At 67.4% G+C, this 25,992-nt stretch carries 27 protein-coding genes and 1 pseudogene; 18 read left to right on the forward strand and 10 right to left on the reverse strand.

Annotation, left to right across the window (positions count from 1 at the left end; translation table 11 throughout):
• The first annotated feature begins 82 nt into the window (after positions 1–82).
• Positions 83–859 carry an L-ornithine N(alpha)-acyltransferase gene (gene olsB, locus EV657_RS08015; RefSeq protein WP_075785616.1) on the forward strand — a complete coding sequence of 259 codons (777 nt, stop codon included), beginning with the start codon at positions 83–85 and terminating at the stop codon, positions 857–859.
• Positions 856–1,671 (forward strand): lyso-ornithine lipid O-acyltransferase, encoded by an 816-nt coding sequence (gene olsA / locus EV657_RS08020; RefSeq protein WP_243837510.1) that lies wholly within the window; start codon positions 856–858, stop codon positions 1,669–1,671. The genes olsB and olsA overlap by 4 nt, the downstream gene beginning before the upstream one ends.
• 22 nt (positions 1,672–1,693) lie before the next feature.
• Here the strand turns inward: olsA and EV657_RS08025 are convergent, their stop codons facing one another.
• Both EV657_RS08025 and EV657_RS08030 read right to left on the reverse strand, forming a co-directional pair.
• Positions 1,694–2,314, reverse strand: coding sequence for a thiamine phosphate synthase (locus EV657_RS08025; protein WP_113668496.1), 621 nt, complete (start codon positions 2,312–2,314; stop codon positions 1,694–1,696).
• A gap of 28 nt (positions 2,315–2,342) precedes the next feature.
• The gene (locus tag EV657_RS08030; protein WP_166673676.1) at positions 2,343–2,717 is read right to left on the reverse strand and encodes a TfoX/Sxy family protein; all 375 of its coding nucleotides are present in this window, start codon (positions 2,715–2,717) and stop codon (positions 2,343–2,345) included.
• Between the two features lie 70 nt (positions 2,718–2,787).
• Between EV657_RS08030 and EV657_RS08035 the strand changes: the two genes are divergently transcribed.
• The 5 genes from EV657_RS08035 (at position 2,788) to EV657_RS21540 (ending at position 6,912) form a co-directional block, all read left to right on the forward strand.
• Positions 2,788–3,528: an RNA methyltransferase gene (locus tag EV657_RS08035; RefSeq protein ID WP_113668498.1), complete on the forward strand. Its 741-nt coding sequence runs from the start codon at positions 2,788–2,790 to the stop codon at positions 3,526–3,528.
• A gap of 55 nt (positions 3,529–3,583) precedes the next feature.
• Positions 3,584–4,729 (forward strand): COX15/CtaA family protein, encoded by a 1,146-nt coding sequence (locus tag EV657_RS08040; protein ID WP_134077590.1) that lies wholly within the window; start codon positions 3,584–3,586, stop codon positions 4,727–4,729.
• 6 nt (positions 4,730–4,735) lie between these two features.
• Entirely contained in the window at positions 4,736–6,214 is a 1,479-nt protein-coding gene (locus tag EV657_RS08045; RefSeq protein ID WP_134077591.1) for a carboxypeptidase M32, read from the forward strand.
• A gap of 52 nt (positions 6,215–6,266) precedes the next feature.
• Positions 6,267–6,524 carry a hypothetical protein gene (locus EV657_RS08050; protein ID WP_134077592.1) on the forward strand — a complete coding sequence of 86 codons (258 nt, stop codon included), beginning with the start codon at positions 6,267–6,269 and terminating at the stop codon, positions 6,522–6,524.
• A 223-nt stretch (positions 6,525–6,747) separates the two neighbouring features.
• Entirely contained in the window at positions 6,748–6,912 is a 165-nt protein-coding gene (locus EV657_RS21540; protein WP_165828028.1) for a hypothetical protein, read from the forward strand.
• 50 nt (positions 6,913–6,962) lie between these two features.
• On the opposite strand, the gene EV657_RS08055 is transcribed toward EV657_RS21540, so the two are convergent.
• Complete coding sequence (locus EV657_RS08055; protein WP_113668502.1) at positions 6,963–7,751, reverse strand: enoyl-CoA hydratase; 789 nt, start codon at positions 7,749–7,751, stop codon at positions 6,963–6,965.
• 59 nt (positions 7,752–7,810) lie between these two features.
• Between EV657_RS08055 and EV657_RS08060 the strand changes: the two genes are divergently transcribed.
• On the forward strand, positions 7,811–8,230 hold the full coding sequence (locus EV657_RS08060; RefSeq protein ID WP_134077593.1) for a PaaI family thioesterase: 420 nt from the start codon (positions 7,811–7,813) through the stop codon (positions 8,228–8,230).
• A 6-nt stretch (positions 8,231–8,236) separates the two neighbouring features.
• On the opposite strand, the gene EV657_RS08065 is transcribed toward EV657_RS08060, so the two are convergent.
• From EV657_RS08065 to EV657_RS08070, 3 genes are all read right to left on the reverse strand, one after another.
• Positions 8,237–8,821 (reverse strand): DUF1638 domain-containing protein, encoded by a 585-nt coding sequence (locus EV657_RS08065; RefSeq protein ID WP_243837515.1) that lies wholly within the window; start codon positions 8,819–8,821, stop codon positions 8,237–8,239.
• 50 nt (positions 8,822–8,871) lie between these two features.
• Complete coding sequence (locus EV657_RS21545; RefSeq protein ID WP_166673677.1) at positions 8,872–9,033, reverse strand: hypothetical protein; 162 nt, start codon at positions 9,031–9,033, stop codon at positions 8,872–8,874.
• A 779-nt stretch (positions 9,034–9,812) separates the two neighbouring features.
• Positions 9,813–10,517, reverse strand: coding sequence for a corrinoid protein (locus EV657_RS08070; protein ID WP_075785626.1), 705 nt, complete (start codon positions 10,515–10,517; stop codon positions 9,813–9,815).
• Between the two features lie 236 nt (positions 10,518–10,753).
• Between EV657_RS08070 and EV657_RS08075 the strand changes: the two genes are divergently transcribed.
• On the forward strand, positions 10,754–11,827 hold the full coding sequence (locus tag EV657_RS08075) for a PA0069 family radical SAM protein (protein WP_243837511.1): 1,074 nt from the start codon (positions 10,754–10,756) through the stop codon (positions 11,825–11,827).
• Positions 11,828–11,904: 77 nt separating this feature from the next.
• On the opposite strand, the gene bmt is transcribed toward EV657_RS08075, so the two are convergent.
• Together bmt and EV657_RS08085 are read right to left on the reverse strand one after the other, a co-directional pair.
• A complete protein-coding gene (bmt, locus tag EV657_RS08080; protein WP_134077595.1) occupies positions 11,905–12,918 on the reverse strand; it encodes a betaine--homocysteine S-methyltransferase in 1,014 nt (337 codons plus the stop codon).
• Positions 12,919–13,029: 111 nt separating this feature from the next.
• The gene (locus tag EV657_RS08085) at positions 13,030–13,344 is read right to left on the reverse strand and encodes a DUF1476 domain-containing protein (RefSeq protein WP_075785628.1); all 315 of its coding nucleotides are present in this window, start codon (positions 13,342–13,344) and stop codon (positions 13,030–13,032) included.
• A 254-nt stretch (positions 13,345–13,598) separates the two neighbouring features.
• On the opposite strand from EV657_RS08085, the gene purC reads away from it, so the two are divergent.
• The 7 genes from purC (at position 13,599) to EV657_RS08120 (ending at position 23,023) form a co-directional block, all read left to right on the forward strand.
• On the forward strand, positions 13,599–14,360 hold the full coding sequence (gene purC, locus EV657_RS08090) for a phosphoribosylaminoimidazolesuccinocarboxamide synthase (RefSeq protein ID WP_113668506.1): 762 nt from the start codon (positions 13,599–13,601) through the stop codon (positions 14,358–14,360).
• A 198-nt stretch (positions 14,361–14,558) separates the two neighbouring features.
• The gene (purS, locus tag EV657_RS08095) at positions 14,559–14,798 is read left to right on the forward strand and encodes a phosphoribosylformylglycinamidine synthase subunit PurS (protein ID WP_075785630.1); all 240 of its coding nucleotides are present in this window, start codon (positions 14,559–14,561) and stop codon (positions 14,796–14,798) included.
• Positions 14,799–14,801: 3 nt separating this feature from the next.
• Positions 14,802–15,845, forward strand: a complete 1,044-nt coding sequence (locus tag EV657_RS08100; protein WP_075785631.1) for a zinc-dependent alcohol dehydrogenase family protein — start codon at positions 14,802–14,804, stop codon at positions 15,843–15,845.
• Between the two features lie 24 nt (positions 15,846–15,869).
• Positions 15,870–16,538 (forward strand): phosphoribosylformylglycinamidine synthase subunit PurQ, encoded by a 669-nt coding sequence (gene purQ, locus EV657_RS08105; RefSeq protein WP_075785632.1) that lies wholly within the window; start codon positions 15,870–15,872, stop codon positions 16,536–16,538.
• Between the two features lie 46 nt (positions 16,539–16,584).
• On the forward strand, positions 16,585–18,348 hold the full coding sequence (locus EV657_RS08110) for a sensor histidine kinase (protein ID WP_075785633.1): 1,764 nt from the start codon (positions 16,585–16,587) through the stop codon (positions 18,346–18,348).
• 7 nt (positions 18,349–18,355) lie between these two features.
• Positions 18,356–19,690 (forward strand): sigma-54-dependent transcriptional regulator, encoded by a 1,335-nt coding sequence (locus tag EV657_RS08115; protein ID WP_113668508.1) that lies wholly within the window; start codon positions 18,356–18,358, stop codon positions 19,688–19,690.
• A 417-nt stretch (positions 19,691–20,107) separates the two neighbouring features.
• On the forward strand, positions 20,108–23,023 hold the full coding sequence (locus EV657_RS08120) for an Rne/Rng family ribonuclease (protein WP_134077596.1): 2,916 nt from the start codon (positions 20,108–20,110) through the stop codon (positions 23,021–23,023).
• Positions 23,024–23,086: 63 nt separating this feature from the next.
• Here the strand turns inward: EV657_RS08120 and EV657_RS08125 are convergent, their stop codons facing one another.
• Positions 23,087–23,314, reverse strand: a complete 228-nt coding sequence (locus EV657_RS08125; RefSeq protein WP_075785636.1) for a sulfurtransferase TusA family protein — start codon at positions 23,312–23,314, stop codon at positions 23,087–23,089.
• Positions 23,315–23,443: 129 nt separating this feature from the next.
• Here EV657_RS08125 and EV657_RS08130 point away from each other — a divergent pair, with 129 nt between their 5' ends.
• Positions 23,444–24,196, forward strand: a complete 753-nt coding sequence (locus EV657_RS08130) for a cytochrome c biogenesis CcdA family protein (RefSeq protein ID WP_075785637.1) — start codon at positions 23,444–23,446, stop codon at positions 24,194–24,196.
• Positions 24,197–24,479: 283 nt separating this feature from the next.
• On the opposite strand, the gene EV657_RS08135 is transcribed toward EV657_RS08130, so the two are convergent.
• Entirely contained in the window at positions 24,480–24,839 is a 360-nt protein-coding gene (locus EV657_RS08135; protein WP_134077597.1) for an IS3 family transposase, read from the reverse strand.
• Between the two features lie 101 nt (positions 24,840–24,940).
• Between EV657_RS08135 and EV657_RS08140 the strand changes: the two are divergent.
• A pseudogene (locus EV657_RS08140) lies at positions 24,941–25,983 on the forward strand (integrase core domain-containing protein).
• Positions 25,984–25,992: the final 9 nt, after the last annotated feature.

Below are 25,992 nucleotides of genomic sequence, written 5' to 3' on the forward strand. Positions count from 1 at the left end.
GTCCGGCCGCGTCAGGCCGCGCGGTTGCACTTGCGCCGGTGCCGCCCTAGAAGCGGGCGTCAATGTGGTGTGGGGTCAAGAGATGCAGCCGCCCGAGGAGTTCTTTCAGCTTCGTCTGGCCCGAGGCGAGGCCGACCTGATGGCCGCTCAGCGCCTGCGCTACGAGGTTTTCGTGGCCGAGCTGGGGGCGGACGGGCCGCTGGTGGACCATGAGGCGCGGCTGGAACGCGACGATCTGGACCCGCATTTCGACCATCTGATCCTGATCGACACAAGGCGCGACGCGGCGGCGCTTGACCATGTGGTGGGGGTCTACCGGTTGCTGACCTCGGACCGGGCGGCTGCCATCGGGCGGTTCTACAGCGAGGACGAATACGACCTGTCGGCGCTGAAGGCCTCGGGGCGGCGGCTGCTGGAGCTGGGCCGGTCCTGCGTGCATCCCGACTATCGCGGCGGCACCGCGCTGTATCACCTGTGGAACGGGCTGGCCGATTACGTGCTCGACCAGGGGATCGAGGTGCTGTTCGGGGTGGCAAGCTTTCATGGCACCGATGCCCGGGCGCTGGCCGAGCCGCTGTCCTATCTGCATCACCGCCATCTGGCGCCTTCGGACCTGCGGGTCCGGGTCCTGCCCGAGCATTTCCAGCGGATGGACCTGATGCCCGAGTCCGAGATCGACCGCAAACGCGCGATGCTGGCAATGCCCGCGCTGATCAAGGCCTATCTGCGGCTTGGCGGCTTCGTGGGCGAGGGCGCCTTCATCGACCGGGCCTTCAACACCACCGATGTGTGCCTTCTGATGGACACCGCCAAGATGAACGAGAAAAGCCGGTCGCGCTACGGGCGGGGTCAGGGGTGAGCACCTGGCGCGGCGCCGCGCCGCCCGAGGCGCCCCCGATCGACGCGGCGGGCTGGCTGCGGGTCGCGCTGCGCGGCGGGGCGCTGATCGCGGTGCTTTGTGTTGGCATGATGCTGAAACTGACGCTTCGGCTGGTCGAACGGCCGCTTTTCGGGCTGAGGCGGCCGGTGACGCCCTGGATCACCCAAGGGGTCAGCCGGGCCGCGCTGGCGATCCTCGGGATGCGCTACCGGCGACGGGGGCGGCCGATGCGCGAACGCGGCGCGCTGGTCGCGAACCATGCCTCCTGGCTTGACATCTTTGCGCTGAACGCGGGCGGACGGGTCTATTTCGTCTCGAAGGCCGAGGTCGCGGACTGGCCCGGGATCGGCTGGCTGGCGCGGGCGGCCGGAACCGTTTTCATTGCCCGCGAAAAGCGCGAGGCAAAGGCCCAGGCTGACCTCTTCGAGACGCGGTTGAAGGCCGGGCACCGGCTGGTTTTCTTCCCCGAAGGCACCTCGACCGACGGGCGCCGGGTGCTGCCCTTCAAGTCGACGCTGTTCGCGGCCTTCTTCGGCGCCGACCTGCGCGACATTCTCTGGGTGCAGCCGGTGACGGTCGTCTACACCGCGCCCGAGGGCGAGGACCCGGCCTTCTATGGCTGGTGGGGCGACATGGGCTTTGGCCCGCATGCGCTGAAGCTTCTGGCGACGGCACGCCCCGGCGGGGTCGAGCTGGTCTATCACCCGCCGCTCCGGGTGGCGGAGGCCGAAAACCGCAAGGCGCTGGCGCTGGCCTGCGAGACGGCGGTGCGGAGCGCCGCCGCAGGCTAGGCCGCGCGCCTCTGCCGGGGCCTCAGCCCATGGCCGCGATCAGTTTCCCGAGCGCAGCCGAGGCGTCCTCTTCGCGCCAGATTTCCTCGCCGATGGCGAAGAAATCGGTGATCGGGGTCAGGGCCGCGACCGTGGCGGGATCGAGCGCGCCTTCGGCCACCACGGGAATCTCGATCATCTCGGACCACCAGGCGAACAGATCGGCCTCGGCGCGGCTGCCATCGCCCAGCCCGCTTTCGCCGACCGGCCCGAAGGCGATGTAATCGGCCCCGCCCTCGCCCGCGCCAATGCCGTCATGGCGCGAGGCCCCGCAGAAGGCGCCGACGATCGGATCTGCCCCCAGAAGCGTACGCACCTTGCGGACGCTGCGCCCGCCATCGGTCAGGTGCACCCCATCCAGTCCCAGCCGCTCGACCAGGCCGACATGGGTCTCGATGACCAGCGGCACGTCGCGCTCATGGGCGATCTCGCGCAGGCCGTCGGCGGCGCGGGCCACGAGATCCTCGTCGCGGCTGGCCATCGACAGGCGCAGGCAGGCGATGTCATGGCTGTCCAGCACCCCGGCCAGGCGCGGGCCGAAGCTCTCGGGATCGAAGGCGGGCGGGGTGATCAGGTAGATCTGCGGGCGCTCGGGTTCGGCCATTTGCGGGCTCCTCTTATCCGTGGCGCCGCTATAGCGGGGTTTTTTCCGGTTGGCTACGGCCCGCCTGCCGAACCTGTTTGGGCGGAAGGCTCCGGACGAAGGCCAGCGCCAGCGCCAGCATCTGCCCGCGCCGCGCGTCGTCGGCCATCAGATCGGCATCGACAGAGATGACCCCCGTCATTCGCCGCCCCGAGGACGCAAAGGGCCGCGTACCGGGCAGCGCCAGCGCCTCGGCCGCGCGGTCGGGACAGACCCGGAAGAACCCCGCCTCGCCGAAGGCGCCGCAGACCTTATGGCTTTCCAGCAGAAAGCAAAGCCCGCCGAACATCCGCCGTTCGGTGACAAACCCGGCCTCATTCAGATCGCCCCGCAACTCTGCGGCCAATCCTTCGTCGAATGCCATGCGCCCCTCTGGCTTGCCCTTTCGCCGGTCAAAGCGTATCACCCCGCAGTTTTTGAAGGAAGCGAGCCCCATGACAGCAGCCCAGCCCGTCTTTGTCCTCGTGCGCCCGCAGATGGGCGAGAATATCGGGGCGGCGGCGCGCGCGATGTGGAATTTCGGGCTCGACCGGATGCGTCTGGTCGATCCGCGCGACGGCTGGCCCAATCCGCGCGCGGTGGCGCTGGCCAGTGGCGCGGGGCGGCTTCTGGATCATGCGGGCATCTTTCCCTCGACCGCCGAGGCGGTGGCCGATTGCGACTATGTCTTCGCCACAACGGCCCGGCCGCGCGGTCTGACGAAACCCGTCGTGACCCCCGAGCAGGCGATGACAGAGACCCGTGCGCTGCTGGCCGACGGGCGCCGCGTCGCGGTTTTGTTCGGGCCGGAACGGGCAGGGCTGGAAAACGACGACATCGCCCGGGCCAATGCCATCGTCTCGGTGCCGGTGAACCCCGACTTTGCTTCGTTGAACCTCGGGCAATGCGTCCTGCTGAGTGCCTATGAATGGCGCCGCCAGACCGCCGAGGTCCTGCCCGAGCGACTGGAAATGGCGGGGGCCGAGCCTGCGAGCCTTCTGGAGGTCGAGAAGCTCGCCGAGCATTACGAAGAGCGTCTGTCCGAGGCGGGCTTCTTCTTTCCCGAGACCAAGGCGCCCGGGATGAAGCTGGCGCTGCGCAACATGTGGAGCCGGATGCCGCTGACCCGGCCCGATGTGCAGATCCTGCACGGGATGCTGCGGCAATTGACGCGCGTCAGGGGGCGCGGCGAGTGACTTGCAGCGCCGCGCCCGCCCGCCTAGTCTCGCGGCGCAAGACGGAGGGGGGCCGATGAGCAAGACCCGCAGCAAGGCAAAGACCCGCAGCATCTTCGAGGAGGTCGGCACCGAGGCGCCGCTGGAACGCCCGGTCGTCCAGCCCGGCGCCATCGACCGCGCCGCCCGGCGCGGCGCGCGCGGGGCCGTGGCCTGGTGGCTGATCTCGGTCTTCGTGCTGATCGCCGCCATGCTGATCGCGGCGGGCGTCGCCCGGCTGACCGGCCATCCGGCGGCCCTTCCGGGGTTCGGTCCGCTTTACGGGCAGCTGCCGCCCCTGGACCCGGCCGGATGGACGGCCGCCTTTGACCGTTTCACGGCGGCGGGCGGTGCGACCGACCTTGCGGGCTTCCAGCGGCTTTACTGGTGGGACTGGGGCATCCGCCAGGCAGGGACGCTTGCGGCCCTGGTCTGGGCGCTGGGCTATCTGGGCTTCCTGGTTTTCGGCAAGCTCCCCAAGGGCTGGGCGCTGCGGCTGTTGCCGCTGGGCGGCACGATCCTCGGGATCGGCGCGGCCGACTGGGCGATGGGGCCCGCGGGACTTTTGCCCGCGCCCTTCGACGCGGCCTCGCTGCGGCTGGCGGCGATGACGGGCTTCGGCTTTGCCGGGATGGGGCTGTCGGCCTGGGGCGCGATGCTGCTGCGCCGCCCCGAGGCGCAACTGATGCAGGCGCGGCGTGCCCGCGACGGACGCGCCTTCGGCATGGCGACCGGGGTCATGCATCTGGCCTTCCTGCAGATCCTGTTCGGAGCGATGCTGGGCGCGCTCGATCAGGGGCGGGGCTTTCCCGACTGGCCGCTGATGGCGGGTGGCATCCTGCCGCCCGAGCCGCTGTCGCTGGAGCCGGTCTGGCGCAACATCTGGGACAATCCGGGTCTCGTGCAATTCATCCATCGCGGGCTTGGCTATCTGGTCGTGCTGCTGGGGCTTGCGTCCTGGCTGCGCGGCCGCAAAAGCCCCCATGCCCGCACCCGCCGCGCCTTCGACTGGCTGGGGGTGATGGTCTTCGGGCAGGGGGTGCTGGGTGTCGGGTCCGTGCTTTACGCGGGCCAGTGGCATATGGCGCTGACCCATCTGGTGGGCGCCGTCCTTCTGTGGGTTCTGGTGCTGCGCGCCCGGTTCTTGGCGCAATATCCTGTTCAGCAATCCATTCGGGGGTGACGCGCGATGACCGCCTTTGACGATCTGATGGCCTTCCAGCACGAGACCGAGGCACTGTCGCAGGTCTCGATGCGGCTGGGCTGGGACCAGGAGACGATGATGCCGCGCGGTGCCGCGCAGCAGCGGGCCGAAGAGATGGCGGCGCTGGAATCGGTGCTGCACCGCCGTCGCACCGACCCGCGTCTGGGCGACTGGCTGGGGGCCATCGACGACGACCTGCTCGACGAGACCGGACGGGCGCAGATGCGCCATATCCGCCGCAGCTATACCCGCGCGACGCGCCTGCCCGAGACCTTGTTGGCCGAGATCGCCCGCGTCACAAGCCGCGCCCAGGGGATCTGGGCCGAGGCCCGCGCCGCCGACGATGTCGCGCATTTCCTGCCCACGCTGCGCGAGGTGGTGCGGCTGAAACGCGAAGAGGCGGCGGCGCTGGCCATGGGCGGCGATCTTTACGACGCGCTTCTCGACGATTACGAGCCCGGCGCGACGGCGGGGGCGCTGGCCGCGATGTTCGACCGGATGCGCCCGCGTCTGGTGAGCCTGCGCGAACGGATCATGGGCTCGGGCCGGGCGCCCGCACCGCTTTCGGGCCATTTCCCCGAAGCCGGGCAGATGGCGCTGTCGCGCGAGGTCGCCACGCATTTCGGCTATGACTGGCGGCATGGGCGGCTCGATTTCTCGGTTCATCCCTTCACCTCGGGGTCGGGCACCGATGTCCGGATCACCACCCGGGTCGACGAGACCGAGCCGCTGGGTTCGCTTTATTCCACACTGCACGAGACCGGACATGGCGCCTATGAACAGGGGATCGACCCGGCCTATGGGCTGACGCCCTTGGGGGCCGGCGTCTCGATGGGGGTGCATGAAAGCCAGAGCCGGATCTTCGAGAACCAGCTTGGCCGCAGTCGCGCCTTTTGCTCCTGGCTTTTCGGGCGGATGGCCGAGGTCTTCGGCACGGCGGGGGCGGCCGACGCGGATGCCTTCTATGCGGCGGTCAACCGGGTCCATTCGGGCCATATCCGCACCGAGTCGGACGAGGTGCATTACAACCTGCACATCATGCTGCGCTTCGATCTGGAACGCGACCTGATCGCCGGGCGGCTCGAGGTCGAGGATCTGGAAGAGGCCTGGAACACCCGCTTCGAGGCCGATTTCGGGGGTGCGGTCGACCGGCCGCGCAATGGGCTCTTGCAGGATGTGCACTGGTCGGTGGGGCTTTTCGGCTATTTCCCGACCTATACGCTGGGCAATGTCTATGCGGGCTGCCTGTATCAGGCGCTGCGCGCCGCGGTGCCCACGCTCGATGCCGATCTGGCGCGGGGCCATGCCGAACCCGCGACCGCCTGGCTGAAATCCGAGGTGCAGCGGTCCGGCGGGCTTTACGAACCGGCCGAGACGATCCGCCGGGCCTGCGGGTTCGCCCCCGGCGAAGGCCCGCTTCTCGATTATCTCGACGCCAAGTTCGGCGAGATCTACGGGCTTTGACCGCCGGTGCCGAGGCTCGCCCCGGGAGGGCGGTGCTGCTAGGAAGGATGGCATGACCTCGCATGACCGGCTCTGGCAAGCTATCTGGCTCCCCGCCCGCCGGGTGGCCTTTGCCATTGTCGCCCGCCTCTGGTGGCGCCGCCCGCCCGAAGAGATCTCCGCGCGGCTGGAGGCCCGGTCGCTTCGCGACCAGGCGACCATCGTGGCTGCGGTCCTGACAGGGCTTTTCCTCACGAGCCTGGTTTTCGCCCATGCCGGCATCCTCGGGATGCTGGTCTTCCTGCTTCTGGTGATCCTGCTGATCCGCTAGGCGCGCCCCGGCGCCGGGGGCCTGATAGGTCCCGGATGCGGCGCTCACATTCGTTTGATTGCGGCGAGATCGCGCCATTTTTTTGTCCTATTTCAAAGGCTTGCGCTTCGGCTTTCGCCGCATGTCCTTGGATTTGCAGATTCTTCCGCCCATGCGGTGATCCGGTCCCGAGGGCGCCACGTATCCCTTGTACATTGCAACTTGCACAGAGAGGACACGACCAATGGATATCGATGCGATCAACGCCGTTCTGGGTCTTGGCACCCTCGGCTTCGTTCTCGCCTTCGCCTATATCAACCTGCGCCAGACCGAAGAGCAGTTGAAAGCCTCGCGCGAGCGCCGCGAGAAGCGCGCCGCCGCCGCTGGCCGCGTTGTGCCGGCCGAATGACAGGATCAGGATCAGGGCCGGGCGGACGTCGCCCGGCCCCGATCATGATCTCAGGCCTGCCAGGCTGGCGGCCGTTTCTCGAGAAAGGCGCCGATGCCTTCCTCCGTTTCCGACAGCATCATGTTCTCGACCATCGCGGCGCCTGCCATGGAATAGGCCTCGTCGATGCCTCGCTCCAGTTGGTCGTAGAAAAGACCCTTTCCCACCCGCAGCGCAGGCGACAACTTGCCCGCCAGCGTTTCGGCCAGACGCCAAGCCGCATCGTCCAGCATGTCCGCTGGAACTGCGCGGTTGATGAGCCCCAGAGCCTCGGCCCGGCCGGTGTCAACGAACTGGCCCGTGGTCAGCATCTCGAAGGCATGCTTGCGCGGGATGGTGCGGGTCAGGGCGACCATCGGCGTCGAACAGAAAAGCCCGATATTGACCCCGTTCACCCCAAATCGCGTGCCCTCTGCCGCGACCGCCAGATCGCAGGACGCCACCAGCTGGCACCCTGCGGCGGTGGCGATGCCATGCGGCGCCGCGATTACCGGTTGAGGCAGGCGCATGAGCCCCGTCATCACCCGCGCGCAGCGTGCGAAGAGGTCGGCGAAATAGGCCCTGCCGCCATCAAGCGCCTGACGCCCGGCCTGCATCTCCTTCAGGTCATGACCCGCGCAGAACGCCTTGCCCGCGCCCTTCAGGATCACCACCCGGGTCTCGCGGTCCTTGGCCAGCGCGTCGATCTGGTCCTGCAGCGCGGCCAGCATCGCGTCGGACAGCGCGTTCAGCCGCTCGGGCGCGTTCATCGTCAGGATGGCCACGCCGCGGGTGTCGTCGCGTAACAGGATCTCGGTCATCTTGTGTCTCCTCCCTCAGGCGGCGAAGACTAGGGCGGAACGGGAGGAGGGAAAAGCCCATGCAGCCAGTGATGGACGTGGCGGCGCTGACCGCCTTTCTGCTGAGCGCGTTTCCGCAGGTGGGCGAAGAGTTCGTCGTCGAGGAGGTCGCGCCGATGCGGGTGCGGGTGCGGCTTGCCGTGACGGACCGGCACTTGCGGCCGGGGGGCACGGTGTCGGGACCGTCGATGTTCGCGCTGGCCGATGTGGGGATCTATCTGGCGGTGCTGGCTATGATCGGGCCGAAGGCGCTGGCCGTCACCACCAATTGTTCGATCGACTTCATGCGCAAGCCCGCCGCCGGGCGCGACCTGATCTGCGAGGCGCGGCTTTTGAAGCTGGGCCGGGTGCTGGCGGTGGGCGATGCGATGATCCGCTCTGACGGCAGCGACGAGATCGTGGCCCGGGCCAGCCTGACCTATTCGATCCCGCCGAAATAGCCCGGCTCAGCCGCGCCCGGCCAGGAACGCCGCCAGATCGCCATAGCCCGTGGGCCGCCGCTCGTAGGCAAGCCCGAGGCGCGCGGCGCAGGCCGCTGCCTGCCGGTCGAGCGCGGCATCCTCGGTCTGGGCCAGATAGACGAGGCTTCGGTAATTACCAAAGTAAAGCGGCGCGAGTTCGGGGTGGCGATCAAGCCCGAGCGGGCGCCAGACGAAGGCGTCGAACTGCCGGGTCAGGAAATCGGTGAGGTAGAAGGCGTCGATTTCCCCGCTTGCGCGGGCGGCGAAAGCGGCCTGGCCTTCGAAGAAGGCATAGCAATGCGGGCCCTCCATCATTTCGACCCCAAGCTCGGCACAGGTGCGGGCCAGACCGCCGCCAGTGCCGCAATCGGCATAGGCGACAAGGATCGTGGGATAGGCGGCGCGGTGCCGCTCGACCAGCGTGCGGAGCCCGGGGGCAATGCGGTCGGGGTGGTTGTGCCAGATCGCGGGCAGGCAGGTCAGGTCCAGATGGTCCCAGCCATTCAGCCGCTTCAGTGCCAGGATCTCGTGGGCGAGCGCGCCGCAGCCGATCACCAGAACCCGTCCCATGCCGTTGGGCGGCAGGCCGGTCTCGGTCAGGCTGCGGTCGTCGGGCGCGCTCACCGCCGCCTCTGCAGCAGGCGCAGTCCCACAGCGGCGGCCAGCGCCAGCGGCAGAAGCCATGCGACCCCGCTGACGGGCAGAAGCGCGGCCAGCCATACGGTCAGGCCAGCGGCCCCGATCACAGCAGTCAGAAGCAGGGCAAGACGACGGACAGGCATGACGTCTCCTTTCGTTACCGATGTGGGGCAGAGCCGAGAGCTCGGCAAGGCGTGTTGGGGAGTTGGCTTTAAGGATTTGGAATAATTAAATAAAGTCAGTCAGTTCTGGTCTTTTGCTCGCTCTCGTGTTACGTTGCGTTACGGCATCTTGACCGGGCCGCATCCGCTCGGGGCCGAGGTCGGAACGCCGCCATGTGTCAGTAATCGGTGCGGAGCGACCTTCAGGGGGCATGCCCGGAGAACGGCCATGAACGCGGTGCATGGTTTCGATCTGGCGGTGTCCGATCGGGTTCTTCGCGACGATTGGCCTTGCGGCCGGCGAATGGCCCGTTCCGAAAAGCGTGGCTCCGACAAGCCTCGCCAGGACAGGGTCAGCGCAAAAGACCTGTGCCCCTGCCCAGCAGGGGCGGGGCTGCGGGGCAGATAGAGACGACAGGCAGCGGCCGACCCGGGGGAGGATCGGGCGCTGCAGCGATTGCCGGCACGGGGGCGCTCCAGGCGTTTCCGGGGGGTAGGCGCACCGGCTTTCGCGCGGCGGGCGGGTTTGGGAGAACCCGCCCGTTCGTTTCGAGACCTCCGTTCGGATCGTACACCCAGCTGAAACGGTACGGCCGGTTCGCCGGGTGCCGAGCGACGCCATCGCCCGGCGCCGATGGCGTCGCCCGGCGGTCGTACATCCCCTGCCCTGGGACCTGGGCCCGGTCTGGGGCGGGACGGTTTCGGCGTCCTCCGGGGCCTGGCCATCTGGACCGACGCGCTGCGTGTTTCGACCGCGCGGCTCAGCCCGCCGCGGCGCTGTTGTGCTTGCGGGCGACGAAGGTCTTTGCGGTCTCGACCGCCACGGCCGCATCGCGGCAATAGGCGTCGGCGCCGATGGCGCGGCCGAATTCCTCGTTCAGCGGCGCCCCGCCCACCAGCACGATGTAATCGTCGCGGATGCCCTTTTCGGCCATCGTGTCGATGACGATCTTCATGTAGGGCATGGTGGTGGTCAGCAGCGCCGACATGCCCAGAATGTCGGGCTGTTCGGTTTCGAGAGCGACCAGATAGCGGTCGATATCGGTGTTGATGCCCAGATCGACCACCTCGAACCCGGCGCCTTCCATCATCATCGCGACGAGGTTCTTGCCGATGTCGTGGATGTCGCCCTTGACGGTGCCGATCACCATCTTGCCCATGCGCGGCGCGCCGGTTTCCGCCAGAAGCGGCTTGAGGAGCTGCATTCCGCCCTTCATGGCATTGGCCGCCAGCAGCACCTCGGGCACGAAGAGGATGCCATCGCGGAAATCATGGCCGACGACGGTCATGCCCGAGACCAGCGCCTCGGTCAGCACCCGGTAGGGCGCCCAGCCGCGCGACAGCAGGATCTCGACCCCTTCGACGACCTCGTCCCGGAGCCCGTCGTAAAGGTCGTCCTGCATCTGCGGGACCAGTTCGTCATCCGGCAGCTCCGCCAGGACGATGTCGTCGTCTTCCTCGGCCATCTCATGCTCCCAATGGGGCCCGGCGCCCTGCCGGACCCTCTTGTCCCTTCATCGGGAGTTTGCACATCCAAGGCTTACCGAATTGCGACCAGCCGGCTTCCCGAAGCGACCTGACCGCGAAAATACGGCGCTCCCGACACCGCCTGGCGCTTGTATATGTTCGCTTTATGTTCCAGTCTCGCGGCATGACACGCGCGCGGATGTCTTCGGCCGGTTCCGGCCCCAGGATCGACCCGGTGCCAGGGCCGGGGCAGGGGCCGACGCCCGGGCGCGGGGCGAGCGGCAACCCCGCGAACCGCTTCGACCGACTGGCGGTCACGCCCGAGGATGACGGCTGGGACCCGGGCGAGGCGCCGCCGCCGCTGCGGACTGAGACGCGGGTCGAGCGGCCGCGTTCGGCGATCACCCGCAACAGCTCGCCCGATGTGCCCTTCGACCGGTCGGTGAATCCCTATCGCGGCTGCGAACATGGCTGCATCTACTGCTTTGCCCGGCCGAGCCATGCCTGGCTGGGTCTGTCGCCGGGGCTCGATTTCGAATCCCGGCTGATCGCCCGGCCCGAGGCGCCAAGGGTGCTGGCAGAAGAGCTGTCGCGCCGAGGCTACCGGCCCGCGACGCTGGCCATCGGCACCAATACCGACCCCTATCAGCCCATCGAGCGCAGCTATCGCGTGATGCGCGGGCTTCTGGAGGTGTTGCGCGATTTCCGCCATCCGGTGGCGGTGGTCACCAAGGGCGCGCTGATCGAGCGCGTTCTCGACCTGCTGGCGGAACTGGCCGAGCTGGAGCTGGTGCGGGTCGGCATTTCGGTGACGACGCTCGACCGGGATCTTTCGCGCAGGTTGGAGCCGCGCGCGCCCGCGCCCGAGCGGCGGTTGCAGACCATCGAGAGCCTGGCCGCGGCGGGGGTGCCGGTAAGGGTGATGGTGGCGCCGGTGATCCCGGCGCTGACCGATCCCGAGCTCGAGGCGATTCTGGCGCGGGCGGCGGCGGCCGGGGCGGGGGCTGCCAGCTGGATCATGCTGCGCCTTCCGCGCGAGGTCGGGCCGCTTTTCTCCGACTGGCTGGCCCGGCACTGTTCCGACCGGGCGGCGCGGGTGCTGGCACGGCTGCGCGAGATGCATGGCGGCGAGATCTACAGCCCCGACTGGGGGCGCCGGATGCGGGGCGAGGGGCCCTATGCCGAGATCGTGGCGCAGCGGTTCCGGCTGGCCGTGGCCCGGCTGGGCCTGGCAACCGCGCAGCCCGAGCTTTCAACCGCGCTTTTCCGGGTGCCGCCCCGGGCGGGAGATCAGCTTTCTCTGTTCTGATCGCGGAAGAAATTCCCGTCGCAACCGTCTGGAGGGGCATGGGGAGCCGGGCATTGCGGCAATGCCCGGGGTTTGTCTCAGCCGCGGCGGCGCCGGCGCGGGGCGCGGGCCGGGCCTTCACCGTCGCCGGTGCCGTCCGAGGCCGACGAGAACCCGCCCAGCCGGTCGGTGATTTCGTCAAGGCTGGGGCGCGGGCCGCGCGGGCGGGTTTCGAGCGCTGCACGCATCGCCTGCAGATGTTCGGGCGTGGTGCCGCAGCAGCCGCCGATGATGGTGGCGCCGCAATCGCGGGCCAGCACGGCGTAATCGGCCATCAGCTCGGGCGTGCCGTCATAATGGATATGCCCGTCCACATATTTCGGGATGCCCGCATTGCCCTTGGCGATGATCGGCCATTCGGTCCCGGCGGCGGCAAAGCCCAGCACGGTGCGCAAAAGGTCCGACGCGCCGACGCCGCAATTGGCCCCGAAAGCAAGCGGCTTGTGGGGCAGTTTCTCGACCAGCTCGGCCAGCCCCGCCGAGGTCATGCCCATCATCGTGCGCCCGGCAGTGTCGAAGCTCATCGTGCCGCACCAGGGCATGCCGGCAAGTTTGGAGGCCTCGGCGGCAGCGCGGTATTCGTCGGGAGCGCTGATCGTCTCGACCCAAAGCAGATCGACGCCTCCCTCTTTCAGCCCCTCGGCCTGCTCATGGAAGATCTCGACCGCGCGCGTATAGGAGAGCGGCCCCATCGGTTCCATGATTTCGCCGGTCGGCCCGACCGAGCCCGCCACGACAACCGGCCGTCCGGCGGCATCGGCCACCTCGCGCGCCAGCGCACCCGCCAGCCGGTTCAGCTCGTGCACCCGGTCCTGGGCCTCGTGCAGACGCAGCCGCGAGGCATTGCCGCCGAAGCTGTTGGTCAGGAAGATGTCCGACCCGGCCTCGACAGAGCCCCGGTAAAGCGCGCGGATCTTGTCGGGCTCGTCGGCATTCCAGAATTCGGGTGCCTCGCCCGAGCTCAGCCCCATGTTGAACAAGGTGGTCCCCGTCGCGCCATCGGCCATCAGCCAGTCGCGCTCGGCGAGCAAACGGGAAAGGGCGTCAGTCATCTTGGGGGTCCTCATGCATTTGAAGCGGCCCGGCTGGGCAGTCATCCCACCGGGACCGGCGGCGGATCGAGGGTCCGGGGCGCGCGCCTGCCGGGGCAGGCGCCTCCGGGCTCAGGATTCGCTCATGATCTGTTCCTTGGCCAGAACCATCAGCTCGGCCATCTTGGCGCGCAGCGTGGGTTCGTCGACCCGGCTGCCGAGATCGGACGACACCTTGCGGTAAACGTCTTCGTCGCCCGCCTCTTCGAAATCGGCCTTAACGACCTGCTTCGCATAGTCGAGCGACGCTTCCTCGCTCAGACCCATCAGTTCGGCGGCCCAGAGGCCCAGCAGCTTGTTGCGCCGTGCCTCGGCCTTGAACTGAAGTTCGGAATCGTGGGCGAACTTGTTTTCGAAAGCAAGTTCGCGGTCGTCGAACGTGGTCATTTCTCTTCCCCCCGTCGTGGAATTCCTGCGGTGCATGCCATTTAAGGGAACTTCCTCCGTCTGCCTAGAGACACGTTGGCAGGGGCGGGGCCTCGCGGCAAGACCGCGCGGCGCCTTCGGACCCTCGCAACCGCAAGGCGGCAGGCTGCCGCGACCGCGCAGCCGCCTTGCGGCAGGGCGCGGCTTGGACTACAAGCGCGTCAAATCGCGCGGGCGCACCTCTGCCACCCGCGCCAATCGCATTCGGAGTTTCCATGGCACGTCGGAAGAAGATCTACGAAGGCAAGGCGAAGATTCTCTACGAAGGACCCGAGCCGGGAACGCTGGTGCAGTATTTCAAGGACGACGCCACCGCGTTCAACGCCGAGAAGCATGACGTGATCGAGGGCAAGGGCGTGTTGAACAACCGCCTGTCCGAATTCTTCATGACCGGGCTGAACGCGATCGGGGTGCCGACGCACTTCATCAAGCGCATCAACATGCGCGAACAGCTGATCCGCCAGGTCGAGATCATCCCGCTGGAAGTGGTCGTGCGCAACATCGCTGCGGGCTCGATGTCCAAGCGGCTCGGGATCGAGGAAGGCACCCAGCTGCCGCGCCCGATCATCGAATTCTACTACAAGGATGACGGGCTGGGCGACCCGCTGGTCACCGAGGAACACATCATCGCCTTCGGCTGGGCCGGTCAGCAGGATCTGGACGACATCGTGGCGCTGGCGCTGCGGGTCAATGACTTCCTCTCGGGGATCATGGTCGCGGTCGGCATCAAGCTGGTCGATTTCAAGATCGAGATCGGCCGGATCTGGGAAGGCGATTTCATGCGCCTGGTGGTGGCCGACGAGATCAGCCCCGACAGCTGTCGGCTCTGGGATGTCAAGACCGGCCAGCATCTGGACAAGGACGTGTTCCGCCGCGATCTGGGCTCGCTGACCGATGCCTATACCGAGGTGGCCAAGCGTCTGGGGGTGCTGCCCACCAATGTCGCGCATCCCAGCAAGCCGACCCTGATCAATTGAAAGGGTAAGCGTGTTCGGCTTGTGTCATCACAGGGTTCCACCGAACACGATCCCAGACGCAGCGTGCGGGGCGCGCGGCCCCGGCGCGACTGACGGCGGGCCGCGCGCCCGCCGCGACAGACGGCCCCCAAAGACCGCGCCCGGTGCCCGCGCCGGGCGCGGGGACAGCACCAGGACAATCCAAGGAAGGACCACCCGATGAAGGCCCGCGTTCATGTCATGCTGAAGGACGGCGTGCTCGACCCGCAGGGCGAGGCCGTGCGCCACGCGCTGGGGACGCTTGGTTTCGAGGGCGTCGGCGGGGTCCGGCAGGGCAAGGTGATCGACCTCGATCTGGACGCGACCGACCGGACGGCGGCCGAGGCGCGGGTGCGCGAGATGTGCGAGAAGCTGCTCGCGAATACGGTGATCGAACGCTACGACATCGAGATCGTCTGAGCGATGCGGGCCGCGGTCCTCACCGGCTGGCGCAAGCCGCTGGAGGTCTCGAAGGTCGACGACCCGGACTGTCCCAAGGATGGGGTGGTCCTGAAGGTCCTGGCCTGCGGCATCTGCCGGTCCGACTGGCATTCCTGGACAGGTGCCGACCCGGACGTGTCGCTGCCGCTGATCCCGGGTCACGAATATTGCGGCGTGGTCGAAGAGGTCGGGCCCGGGGTGACCCGCTGGCAGGTCGGCGACCGGGTCATCGCGCCCTTCATCCTGGCCTGCGGACATTGCGCCGACTGCGCCTCGGGGCATCAGACGATCTGTGCGCATCAGGTGCTGCCGGGCTTCACCCAGGCCGGCGCCTTCGCGGAACTGATCGCGGTGCCCTTTGCCGATACCAACCTGACGCCGCTGCCCGAAACCATGGACCCGGCGCTGGCTGCTGCGCTGGGCTGTCGGGTGACGACGGCCTGGCAGGCGCTGACCGGGCGCGCCGCGCTGCGGCCGGGCGAATGGCTGGCGATCTTCGGCGGCGGCGGGGTCGGGATCTCGGCGCTGCTGCTGGGCCGGGCGCTGGGTGCGCGGGTCGCGGTCGTCGACGTCGTGCCCGACAAGCTGAATTACGCGGTCGCGCTGGGCGCCGATGCGGCGATCGACGCGCGCGCCGGGGACCCGGCCGAGGCCGTGCGCGACATTACCGGCGGCGGCGCCCATGTGGCGATCGAGGCGCTGGGCATCCCCGAGACCACCATCGGCGCCATGAAATCGCTGCGCAAGCTGGGGCGGATGGTTCAGGTCGGCATGCCGACCGGCAAGAACACCACCATGGCGCTGCCGATGGATGCGGTCTATTCCGGCCAGCTGGCCGTTTACGGCACCCGCGGCATGGCGGCCTGGAAGTATCCCTCGCTGCTGTCGCTGATCGACGGCGGGCACGTGGACCTGACGCCGCTGATCGGGCGGCGTGTGAAGCTGACCGAGGCCAGTGGCGAACTGGCCGCCTTCGATGCCCCCGCACCGCCCGGCGTTGCCGTGATCACCAATTTTCTCGCCTGAGAGCCGCCAGAGAGGAATCCGCCCATGAAAGCCGCCGTTCTCGTCTTCCCCGGGTCGAACTGCGACCGCGACCTTGCCATGGCCTTCCGCAACGCGGGCGCCGAGGTCACCATGGTCTGGCACAAGGACAGCGCGCTGCCCGAGGGCGTCGATGTGGTGGGCATTCCGGGCGGGTTTTCCTTTGGCGACTATCTGCGCTGCGGCGCCATCGCAGCGCGCTCGCCGATTACCCGCGCGGTGATCGAGCATACCGCGCGCGGCGGCTATGCGCTGGGGGTCTGCAACGGCTTTCAGGTGCTGACCGAAACCGGCGTGCTGCCGGGCGCACTGATGCGCAATGCCGGTCTCAAGTTCGTCTGCAGGCCGGTTCCGCTGACGGTCGAGACCGCCGACAGCGCCTTTACCGCGGGCTATGCCAAGGGACAGCAGATCGCCATTCCGGTCGCGCATCACGACGGAAACTATGTGGCCGATGCCGATCTGGTGGCGCGTCTGAGGGCCGAGGACCGCATCGCCTTCACCTATGCCGAACCGATCAACGGCGCGACCGCCGACATCGCCGGCATCCTGTCGGAAAACCGCCGGGTTCTGGGCCTGATGCCGCATCCCGAACGGGCGGCGGAACCCGCCCATGGCAATACCGACGGGGCGGCGCTTTTCCGCTCGCTTCTGGGCGCACTCGTCCCGGCGTGACCCCGCGCCGCTTGAGCGTTCCTTCGCGCAAGCGTAATTTGCCGGCATGTCCGGTCCCTCGCGCAGCCCCTATCGGTCCGCATATCCCCTGCGGGGGGTGTGGATCGTGCGCCTTGCGGTCTGCGTTCTGATCCTGATTGCGGTCGCGACGGTCTGGACCACAAATACATGGCTGACCGACCGTTTCACCGAAAGCACGCGCAGCCGGGCGCAGGTGCGGATGGCGCTCTATTCCGGGAACGTGGTCAGCGAGTTGCAGCGCGCCTCGGTGGTGCCGCTGCTGCTGTCCCGCGACCCCACGTTGATTCGCGCGCTGGAGAATGTCGACTTCTCGCAAAGCTCGCAGTTGCTGATTTCCTATGTCGATGAAATCGGTGCCGCCTCGCTGCAGCTTCTGGACGATACCGGGCGGGTGGTGGCCGCCACCGACCGCTCGACCATCGGCACCAATCTGCGGTCTGCCCCTTTCTATGTCGAGGCGCTCAGGTCGAACGATACCGTCTTCATCACCTCGCGGGCCGAGGCGGGGAATTTCACCTTCACCTATTCGCGCGCCATCACGGTCGACCGCAAGAAGGCGGGGGTAATCGTCGTGGGCGTCGATCTGGCGAAGTTCGAACAAAGCTGGGCGGGCATCTCGGATGCGGTGATCGTGACCGACAGCGAGGGACAGATCATCCTCGCCACCGAACCGCGCTGGCGCGGGCGGCTGGTCAATGAGGCGCTCGACGCGCGCTCGGCGCCCTCGGCCGTGGCGCGTGCCATCCAGGCGACCGCCGACTGGGGCGCGCTGCCGCCCGATGCCTATGTGATGGGCGAGGCGGTGATGCGCAACGAGGCGCGGATTCCGTTCCGCGGCTGGCGCATCATCTCGTTCACCCCCTATGTCTCGATCCGCGACAAGGTGAATGCCGTGCTCGCGCTCGAGATCATGGGCTTTGCCATGCTGCTGGCGCTGTCCTTCTACCTGCTGTCGCGCCGGGCGCAGATGAAATCGCTGGGCTATCAGCGCGAAACCGTCGAGTTGCGCGAGCTGAACGCGCGCCTTCAGCGCGAGATCGCCGAACGCGAGCGCGCCGAGAAGAACCTCGAGGTGGCCGAGCAGACCCTGGAGCAAAGCTCGAAGCTGGCTGCGCTGGGCGAGATGTCGGCCGCAATCAGCCACGAGCTGAACCAGCCGCTCGCTGCGATGAAGACCTATCTGGCGGGCGCGCGCCTGCTGTTGCAGCGCAAGCGCCCCGACGAGGCGCTGTCCTCGTTCCAGCGGATCGACGATCTGATCGAGCGGATGGGCGCCATTACCCGCCAGCTTAAAAGCTATGCCCGGAAGGGCGGCGACGCCTTCGAGCCGCTCGACATGCGGTCTTGCGTCTCTGGCGCGCTGTCGATGATGGAGCCGCAGCTCAAGCGGCGGAAGGTGACGATCACCCGGTCGCTGCCGCGCGAGCCGGTGATGGTGATGGCCGACCGCATCCGGCTGGAACAGGTCATCATCAACCTTTTGCGCAACGCGCTCGATGCGACCCGCGAAAGCCCGGTGCCGCAGATCGACCTGATCCTGTCGTCGGGCGAGACCGCGACGCTGACCGTGCGCGACAACGGTCACGGGATCGAGGACATCGACAGGCTGTTCGAACCCTTCTACACCACCAAGCAACCCGGGGACGGCGTCGGGCTGGGGCTCGCCATTTCGTCGGGGATCGTTGCCGACCTTGGCGGCCGCCTGACCGCCCGCAATGCGCGCGAAGAGGGGGCTGTCTTCGAGGTGCAGCTTCCCATATTGAACCAGGACAAAGAAGCCGCGGAGTGAGCAGCACATGCCTCAGGCCATGAAGATCGCCATCGTCGATGACGAACAGGACATGCGTCAGTCGATCAGCCAGTGGCTGGCCCTGAGCGGATTCGAAACCGCCACCTATGCCCGGGCCGAGGATGCGCTGAAAGAGATCGGGCCTGACTATCCGGGCGTCGTCGTGACCGACATCAAGATGCCGGGAATGGACGGTATCACCTTCCTGAAACGGCTGATGAGCCAGGATTCGACGCTGCCGGTCATCATGATAACCGGCCATGGCGATGTGCCGATGGCGGTCGAGGCGATGCGGATCGGTGCCTTCGACTTCATGGAAAAGCCGTTTAATCCCGACCGCATGACCGAACTGGCCAAGCGGGCCAGCCAGACCCGGCGGCTGGCGCTCGACAACCGGGCGCTGCGGCGCGAACTGGGCGACGGCACCGTGCTGGTCAAGAAGCTGATCGGGTCCTCGGCGGTGATGGAGCGGCTGCGCGAGGACATTCTCGATCTGGGTCAGGCCGACGGCCATGTGCTGATCGACGGCGAGACCGGCACCGGCAAGACGCTGGTTGCCCACGCGCTCCATGCGGTGGGGCCGCGTGCCGGGCGCAAATTCGTCCAGATCGCCTGTGCCGCCTTCGATCCCGAGGCGCTGACCGCGCGGCTTTTCGGGCCGATCGAAGATGGCTCGACCACGCTTCCGGCGGTCGAGGAAGCCCGAGGCGGAACGCTGTGCCTCGAGGATATCGAGGCGCTGTCGCCGACGCTGCAGGCCCGCCTGCTGACGTTCATCAACGAGCAGGGGAGCCCCGCCGAAACCCGGATCATCGCCGTCTCGAACCTGCAGGAGCAGGACAAGACCGTCGAGGACATGCTGCGGCCGGATCTGTTCTACCGGCTGGCGGCGATGAAGATCACCCTGCCGCCGCTTCGCAATCGCGGCGAGGATATCCTGACGCTGTTCAACCGGCTGAGCGACCAGTTCGCCGAGGAATACGGCTGCGACGCGCCCGAGGTGACCGCGCAGGAAGCCGCCCAGCTGATGCAGGCGCCCTGGCCGGGCAATGTGCGCCAGCTGATCAACATCGCCGAACGCGCGGTGCTGCAGAACCGGCGCGGCTCGGGCACCATCGCGAGCCTTCTGATGGCCGATAACGAGGCCAGCCAGCCGGTGATGACGACCGAAGGCAAGCCGCTGAAAGAATATGTTGAGGCTTTCGAGCGCATGCTGATCGACAACACGATGCGGCGGCACAAGGGCTCGATTGCGGCGGTGATGGAAGAGCTTTGCCTTCCGCGGCGTACCTTGAACGAGAAGATGGCCAAATATGGCCTCAGTCGCGCGGACTATCTTTGATCCGCAACTGCGGCGTGTGGAAAAAGGCATTGTCTTTGACCGTCTCCACCCGCTAATGTCAACTGACGGAGGACCGTGCCGCCTGTCGGCCGCTCTGGAAGATTTTGAGTTTCGCTGTTTTTTCGCGCGGCGCAGGGCCCGGAGGCCCGTTGCCCGCAAGGAACAGATCGATCTGGCCGGTTTCGGCCAACCGCATTCCGGCGCGGAAATGACGCCGGGACAACCGAATGGATGCCGCTTGACGCGGCATCGGAGACGAACCGCGATGGAGCGTGCAGAGATGACGAGGCAGGGACGCAGACGGCTCGACGCCGCCGCCCGCGCCTCGCATGCACGCCTTGACGCCCCAACAAGACACCCACCAGGCCGTTCTGCCCCCCCGGGGCCGAGCGATCTGCCGTGGTGCAAAGAGATCCAATGGCAAAGAAGATGCTCATCGACGCCACCCACGCGGAAGAAACCCGCGTTGTCGTGGTGGACGGAAACAAGGTTGACGAGTTCGATTTCGAGTCGGTCAACAAGCGCCAGCTCGCAGGCAATATCTATCTAGCGAAAGTCACCCGGGTCGAGCCGTCGCTCCAGGCGGCCTTCGTCGATTACGGCGGAAACCGTCACGGCTTCCTGGCCTTCTCGGAAATCCATCCCGATTATTACCAGATCCCGGTCGCCGACCGCGAGGCCCTGCTGGCCGAGGAACGCGCGCTGGCCGAGGACCTCGAGGATGAGGATGGCGACGGCGACAAGCCCAAGCGTCGCGGCCGGTCGCGCCGCAAGCCGCGCTCGGGCAGCGGGGCGTCGGGCACCTCCCCGTCTTCCGTGGATCAGGCCGATGAGGGTGCGCTCGACACTGAAGACGGGGACGACGATCCCGTTGACGAAATCGAGGAGCTTTCTGCGTCCGCCGAGGATGCGGACGACGAAAGCGCGTCCGAACCCGACGCCGAAGAGGCCAAGGGGACTTCCGATGCGGATTCCGACGACGACGCGGACAGCCCTGAGACGGATGCCGCCGAAGAGGAGGAAGGCGACGAGGAGGAGGACGACGATACCCCGCCCACCGTCATGGCGATGACGGCCCATAGCGACGACCCGGTCGAGACCCGCGAGCCGGGCGCCGGTATTCCCGGCATGGACGTGGTCGATCTGGGCGAGGACGACGAAACCGCAGGCGACCTGGCCGACGAGCCGTCTTCGGAAAGCGCGTCCGAGGGCCGCAAGTCCTCGTCGCGCCGCCGCCGTCGCGGATCGCGCAAGAAGACCGACGAGACTGAGGATGAGGCGCCCGCCGTGCCCGCCGCCGAAGCCGACGAGGACGGCCCCGAAGAGGTGCATCACGACGACCAGATCGAGTCGGTCGCCGAAGAGGACGTCACCGAAGAGATCCGTCCGCGCAAGCCGCGCGCCCGGCGCTACAAGATCCAGGAAGTGGTCAAGGTCCGGCAGATCATGCTGGTCCAGGTCGTCAAGGAAGAGCGCGGCAACAAGGGCGCGGCGCTGACCACCTATCTGTCGCTGGCGGGCCGCTACTGCGTGCTGATGCCGAACACGGCGCGGGGCGGCGGCATCAGCCGCAAGATCACCAATGTCGTCGACCGCAAGAAGCTGAAGGAAATCGCCTCGGAAATGGACGTTCCGGAAGGCGCGGGCCTGATCATCCGGACCGCAGGCGCCAAGCGCACCAAGTCCGAGGTCAAGCGCGACTATGAATACCTGCAGCGGCTTTGGGAACAGATCCGCGAACTGACGCTGAAATCCATCGCGCCCGCCCCGATCTACGAGGAAGGCGACCTGATCAAGCGCTCGATCCGCGACCTCTATAGCCGCGAGATCGACGAGGTTCTGGTGGAAGGCGAGGGGGGCTACCGTCTGGCCAAGGACTTCATGAAGATGATCATGCCGTCCCACGCCAAGAACGTGAAGCACTACACCGACCCGATGCCGCTTTTCGCGCGCTATCAGGTCGAAAGCTACCTCAGCTCGATGTTCAACCCGGTGGTGCAGCTACGGTCTGGCGGCTACATCGTGATCGGCGTGACCGAGGCGCTGGTGGCCATCGACGTCAACTCGGGCCGGGCCACCAAGGAAGGCTCGATCGAGGAAACCGCGCTCAAGACCAACCTCGAGGCCGCCGAGGAAGTGGCCCGCCAGCTGCGTCTGCGCGACTTGGCCGGGCTGATCGTCATCGACTTCATCGACATGGAAGAGCGCAAGAACAACGCCTCGGTCGAGAAGCGCCTGAAAGACAAGCTGAAAACCGACCGCGCGCGGATTCAGGTGGGCCGTATCTCGGGCTTCGGTCTGCTTGAGATGTCGCGCCAGCGTCTGCGCCCGGGCATGATCGAGGCCACGACGCAGCCCTGTCCGCATTGCCACGGCACCGGGCTGATCCGGTCTGACGACAACCTGGCGCTGTCGATCCTGCGCCAGATCGAGGAAGAGGGCGTGCGCGGCCGGTCGCGCGAGGTGCTGCTGAAGGCGCCGATCGGCATCATCAACTTCCTGATGAACCAGAAGCGCGAGCATGTCGCCCAGATCGAGGCCCGCTACGGGCTGTCGGTACGGATCGAGGCCGATCCCTTCCTGATCTCGCCCGACTTCTCCATCGAACGGTTCAAGACCGCGACCCGGTCGGTGCCCGAGGTGGTGACGCCGGTGGTGTCGCTGGACATGTCCGACATGCCCGACCCGGTCGAGGAGGAGGAAGAGGACGAGGCGCCGGTCGTCGAGACCGTCGCCCAGCCCGAAGCCGACGAAAAGAACGAGGACAAGCCGGGCAAGAAGCGCCGCCGCCGCCGCCGCCGCAAGAAACCCTCGCAGGGCGGGGACGATCAGGGCTTCGAGGCCGGTTCGGCCGAGGACGATGCCGAGGGCGAAGACGACGGCGACATCGCGGATCAGGCCGAGCCCGAACCGGAAGAGGCTGCCGATCCCGAGAACGAGTCCGCTCAGGCTGAGGAAAAGTCCGACGACAAGCCGCGCCGGACGCGGCGGAGCCGCTCGCGCGGCCGCAAGTCTGACCGGACCGAGCAAGAGACCGGGAAAGAGGCTGAGGCAGAGGCAGAGGTCACCGCACCGGTGTCGGAGGATGTGTCGGCACCGGCGCCCGAGGCGACGCCCGAGCCGTCGGTTGACCCCGAGCCGGTTGTCGAAACGTCCCTCGCGGAGGAGGAGCGCGGCACCGAGGCTGCTGCCGATCCTGCGGACGCGCCGGAGCCGGACGCCGAAGGGTCCTCGGATGCACACCCGGTCTCGGACCCCGAGCCCGAAACGCAGGCCGAAGAGCCTCAAAGCGACGAGCCCAAGCGGCGCGGTTGGTGGTCGCTCGGCCGCTGACGGGCGGCTCGAGGCACAGTCGGTCAGAACGGTATTGGCCCGGCGCCCTTCGGGGGGCCGGGCCTATCCTTTCCGGATCAGGTAAAGCGTGGCGTCTGCCTCGTCTTCGGCCGAGACCAGCACGTGCCCGGCCTCGCGGCAGAAATGCGGAATGTCGATCACCGCGACCGGGTCGTCCGCCCGAAGCCGCAGCAGACCACCGGGTGCAAGGCCGGCCAGCGCCTTGCGCGCCCGCAGCACCGGCAGCGGGCATTTCAGCCCCCGTAGGTCGATTTCGATCCCGTCCTCCATGGCGCCGCGCTTAGGCCCGATGCGCCGACATGTCCACGGCTTTGTGAGACCGTCGCCCGTGACGAATGGACCGGCTTCGGCTAGGACCGGAACGAGGTCGAGAGACCTGGACCGGGCGACGGAGGGGCCATGTTCGGAATCGAGCTGATCGACGCGGGGCTTCTGCCCGCCATGCTGGTGGCGCTGGCGGCGGGCCTGCTGAGTTTTCTCAGCCCCTGCGTGCTGCCGATCGTGCCGCCCTACCTGGCCTATATGGGCGGGATCACGATGGGCGAGCTGACCGGGGCGGTTGCGGGACGGCGGCGCGCGACAGTGGCCGCGCTTTTCTTCGTGCTGGGGCTGTCGACCGTGTTCCTGCTGCTTGGGTTCACCGCCTCGGCCTTCGGGGCGTTCTTCCTGCAGAACCAGACCCTTTTCGCCCGGGTATCGGGCGCGGTGGTGATCGTCTTCGGTCTGCATTTCCTGCATGTCTTTCGGATTCCGCTGCTGGATCGCGAGATGCGGGTCGATGCGGGCGATCGCGGCGGGTCGGCGCTGGGGGCCTATCTGCTGGGGCTGGCCTTTGCCTTCGGCTGGACGCCCTGTATCGGTCCGCAGCTTGGCGCGATCCTGTCGCTTGCGGCCTCCGAGGCCAGCGTCTCGCGGGGGACCGTTCTGCTTGCGGTCTATGCGGCGGGACTTGGCATTCCCTTCCTGCTGGCCGCGCTTTTCATTCAGCGGGCGATGGGGGTGATGAACCGCCTCAAGCGCCACATGGCCCTGATCGAACGCGCCATGGGCGTGTTGCTGATTGCGGTCGGGCTGGCCCTGTTGACCGGCGCGTTCAGCGCGTTCAGCTACTGGCTGCTGGAGACCTTCCCCTCGCTTGCACGCCTCGGCTGACTTCGGTCTGCTGCTGCCTTCGGGGCCGTTGTCGAGAACGATCTCTTCGGGCAGACCGACGCGCTGCGCCAAGTCTTCGAGAAACCGCTCAGTCGCCATTTGGAGCGTCATTGGTCCGAGCGACACTGGCGACGCGCCGCAGATCGAGATATCGATGATCTGGCCGGGACAGATGCGGCTGTGATCATCGACGAAGTGCCTCGCCAGGAACCGTCGGCAATCGGCCAGCTGATCGTTCGCATTCGGCGGGCAAACGCCCCACCGGGGCCTTTCCTGATCCGCCTCATTCCATCGGCCAGCGCTGCATCGGCCGTTTCGGCACCTGAGGAGCAACGCGATCCCGGCGGGGTAGCTTTCGTCGCTTCTTCTTGCGCACTTGCAGGCCCTCGGCCGTGGAGAGGCGATCGGTGCGCTTGGTGTTCGGGATGAGCCCTTCGCGGCGCAGCATGGCGGGCAGGCGCAGATAGCCGTAGCGCCGGTTTTCGTCCGCTGGCGCCTTCATCCGCGCAACCAGCGCCACGTCGGTCTTCGGCTTCGGCCAGTATTTCTGCACCGACCGGGCGAGCCCGGCGATCCGGCAGGCCCGCCGTGCGCTGAAGCCTTTCTCCGTCATCAGAAAGCCCACGGCTTTGCGCTTCGCCATGGGCCTGCGTGTTCCATCCCGGATGATCACATAGCCCCGCGCCGGTCTGCCCTGTTCATGGCAAGGTCGATCCTGCGCGAGGTTCGGGAAGGGATGGGAGCATGCTGGTCTCTCTGCACAGGCAGGCCACCACGACGCCGAAGATCCGGGGAGCGATCCAGGCAAGCAGCGAACCGGCGTGGTTGGTTGCCGAGCGCTCCGGGATCTCCGAGCGGACGGTCTGGACGTGGCGGGGTCGCGACGATGTCCACGCCCGGAGCCACACGCCGCACCGCTTGCAGACGACGCTGACGCCGACGCAGGGTTCGAGCGTGAAACGATCGATCCGGTGGACCGATCGCAGCGAAGAAGGTTGCCGTTGCGCTGCGCAAGGCGCTTCTCCTGCGGCTCGACGATCTGCTCGCCGTGGTGCGTGAATTCCTCAACCCGCATGTCTCGCGCTCGGGCCTCGACCGCTGCCTCCGGCGCCACGGCCTGGGCAACCTGCGGGCGCCGAAGCCGAAGGAACCCAAGCCTGCGCATGGCAGCTTCAAGGCCGACGAGCCCGGCGATCTGCACATCGACATCACGTATCTGCCCCGGATGGCCGACGAGGACCGCCGCCGCTATCTCTTCGTTGCCATTGACCGAGCGACGCGGTGGGTCGCCGCCGCGCATCTATCCCGCACAGATCGCGGCCAACGCCCGCCGTTTCCTTCGCGATCCGGAGCGCGCGGCCCCGATGAGGATCGCCCGCGTGCTGACCGATAACGGCAGGGCTTTCACCGACCGCCTCTTCGGCCTGCGCAAACGCGCGGCAACCGGACAACACGAGTTCGACCTCCTCCGCGCGGAACTCGGCATCGAGCATCGTCTCGCGCCGCCGATGCGGCCGCAGACGAACGGCATGGTCGAGCGGTTCAACGGCAGGATCGGGGATGTCCTGCAGAGCCATCGTTTCCAGAGTGGCGAGGACCTGGAGCAGACCCTCCTGCGCTACGTCGACCTCTACAGCACCCAGTTCCCGCAATCAGCCCTGAAGCGGCAAACCCCCGTCGCAACCCTCAAGGACCGGCAACGTCAAAGGCCCGAGCTGTTCAGGAAGCGCGTCTACAATCTCGCGGGATGTGACAGCTATACTGACCGGAAAGACAGCTTTGCTTGACATCCCACA

This window comes from Rhodovulum visakhapatnamense (assembly GCF_004365965.1).
Lineage (GTDB): Bacteria > Pseudomonadota > Alphaproteobacteria > Rhodobacterales > Rhodobacteraceae > Rhodovulum > Rhodovulum visakhapatnamense.

Excerpts from the sequence above, each read along its gene's own strand:
- olsB (WP_075785616.1), top strand. The coding sequence starts at position 83 with ATGCAGCCGCCCGAGGAGTTCTTTCAGCTTCGTCTGGCCCGAGGCGAG.
- EV657_RS08025 (WP_113668496.1), bottom strand. The coding sequence starts at position 2,314 with ATGGCCGAACCCGAGCGCCCGCAGATCTACCTGATCACCCCGCCCGCC.
- EV657_RS08030 (WP_166673676.1), bottom strand. The coding sequence starts at position 2,717 with ATGGCATTCGACGAAGGATTGGCCGCAGAGTTGCGGGGCGATCTGAAT.
- EV657_RS08035 (WP_113668498.1), top strand. The coding sequence starts at position 2,788 with ATGACAGCAGCCCAGCCCGTCTTTGTCCTCGTGCGCCCGCAGATGGGC.
- EV657_RS08040 (WP_134077590.1), top strand. The coding sequence starts at position 3,584 with ATGAGCAAGACCCGCAGCAAGGCAAAGACCCGCAGCATCTTCGAGGAG.
- EV657_RS08045 (WP_134077591.1), top strand. The coding sequence starts at position 4,736 with ATGACCGCCTTTGACGATCTGATGGCCTTCCAGCACGAGACCGAGGCA.
- EV657_RS08050 (WP_134077592.1), top strand. The coding sequence starts at position 6,267 with ATGACCTCGCATGACCGGCTCTGGCAAGCTATCTGGCTCCCCGCCCGC.
- EV657_RS21540 (WP_165828028.1), top strand. The coding sequence starts at position 6,748 with ATGGATATCGATGCGATCAACGCCGTTCTGGGTCTTGGCACCCTCGGC.
- EV657_RS08055 (WP_113668502.1), bottom strand. The coding sequence starts at position 7,751 with ATGACCGAGATCCTGTTACGCGACGACACCCGCGGCGTGGCCATCCTG.
- EV657_RS08060 (WP_134077593.1), top strand. The coding sequence starts at position 7,811 with ATGCAGCCAGTGATGGACGTGGCGGCGCTGACCGCCTTTCTGCTGAGC.
- EV657_RS08065 (WP_243837515.1), bottom strand. The coding sequence starts at position 8,821 with ATGGGACGGGTTCTGGTGATCGGCTGCGGCGCGCTCGCCCACGAGATC.
- EV657_RS21545 (WP_166673677.1), bottom strand. The coding sequence starts at position 9,033 with ATGCCTGTCCGTCGTCTTGCCCTGCTTCTGACTGCTGTGATCGGGGCC.
- EV657_RS08070 (WP_075785626.1), bottom strand. The coding sequence starts at position 10,517 with ATGGCCGAGGAAGACGACGACATCGTCCTGGCGGAGCTGCCGGATGAC.
- bmt (WP_134077595.1), bottom strand. The coding sequence starts at position 12,918 with ATGACTGACGCCCTTTCCCGTTTGCTCGCCGAGCGCGACTGGCTGATG.
- EV657_RS08085 (WP_075785628.1), bottom strand. The coding sequence starts at position 13,344 with ATGACCACGTTCGACGACCGCGAACTTGCTTTCGAAAACAAGTTCGCC.
- purC (WP_113668506.1), top strand. The coding sequence starts at position 13,599 with ATGGCACGTCGGAAGAAGATCTACGAAGGCAAGGCGAAGATTCTCTAC.
- purS (WP_075785630.1), top strand. The coding sequence starts at position 14,559 with ATGAAGGCCCGCGTTCATGTCATGCTGAAGGACGGCGTGCTCGACCCG.
- EV657_RS08100 (WP_075785631.1), top strand. The coding sequence starts at position 14,802 with ATGCGGGCCGCGGTCCTCACCGGCTGGCGCAAGCCGCTGGAGGTCTCG.
- purQ (WP_075785632.1), top strand. The coding sequence starts at position 15,870 with ATGAAAGCCGCCGTTCTCGTCTTCCCCGGGTCGAACTGCGACCGCGAC.
- EV657_RS08110 (WP_075785633.1), top strand. The coding sequence starts at position 16,585 with ATGTCCGGTCCCTCGCGCAGCCCCTATCGGTCCGCATATCCCCTGCGG.
- EV657_RS08115 (WP_113668508.1), top strand. The coding sequence starts at position 18,356 with ATGCCTCAGGCCATGAAGATCGCCATCGTCGATGACGAACAGGACATG.
- EV657_RS08120 (WP_134077596.1), top strand. The coding sequence starts at position 20,108 with ATGGCAAAGAAGATGCTCATCGACGCCACCCACGCGGAAGAAACCCGC.
- EV657_RS08125 (WP_075785636.1), bottom strand. The coding sequence starts at position 23,314 with ATGGAGGACGGGATCGAAATCGACCTACGGGGGCTGAAATGCCCGCTG.
- EV657_RS08130 (WP_075785637.1), top strand. The coding sequence starts at position 23,444 with ATGTTCGGAATCGAGCTGATCGACGCGGGGCTTCTGCCCGCCATGCTG.
- EV657_RS08135 (WP_134077597.1), bottom strand. The coding sequence starts at position 24,839 with ATGGCGAAGCGCAAAGCCGTGGGCTTTCTGATGACGGAGAAAGGCTTC.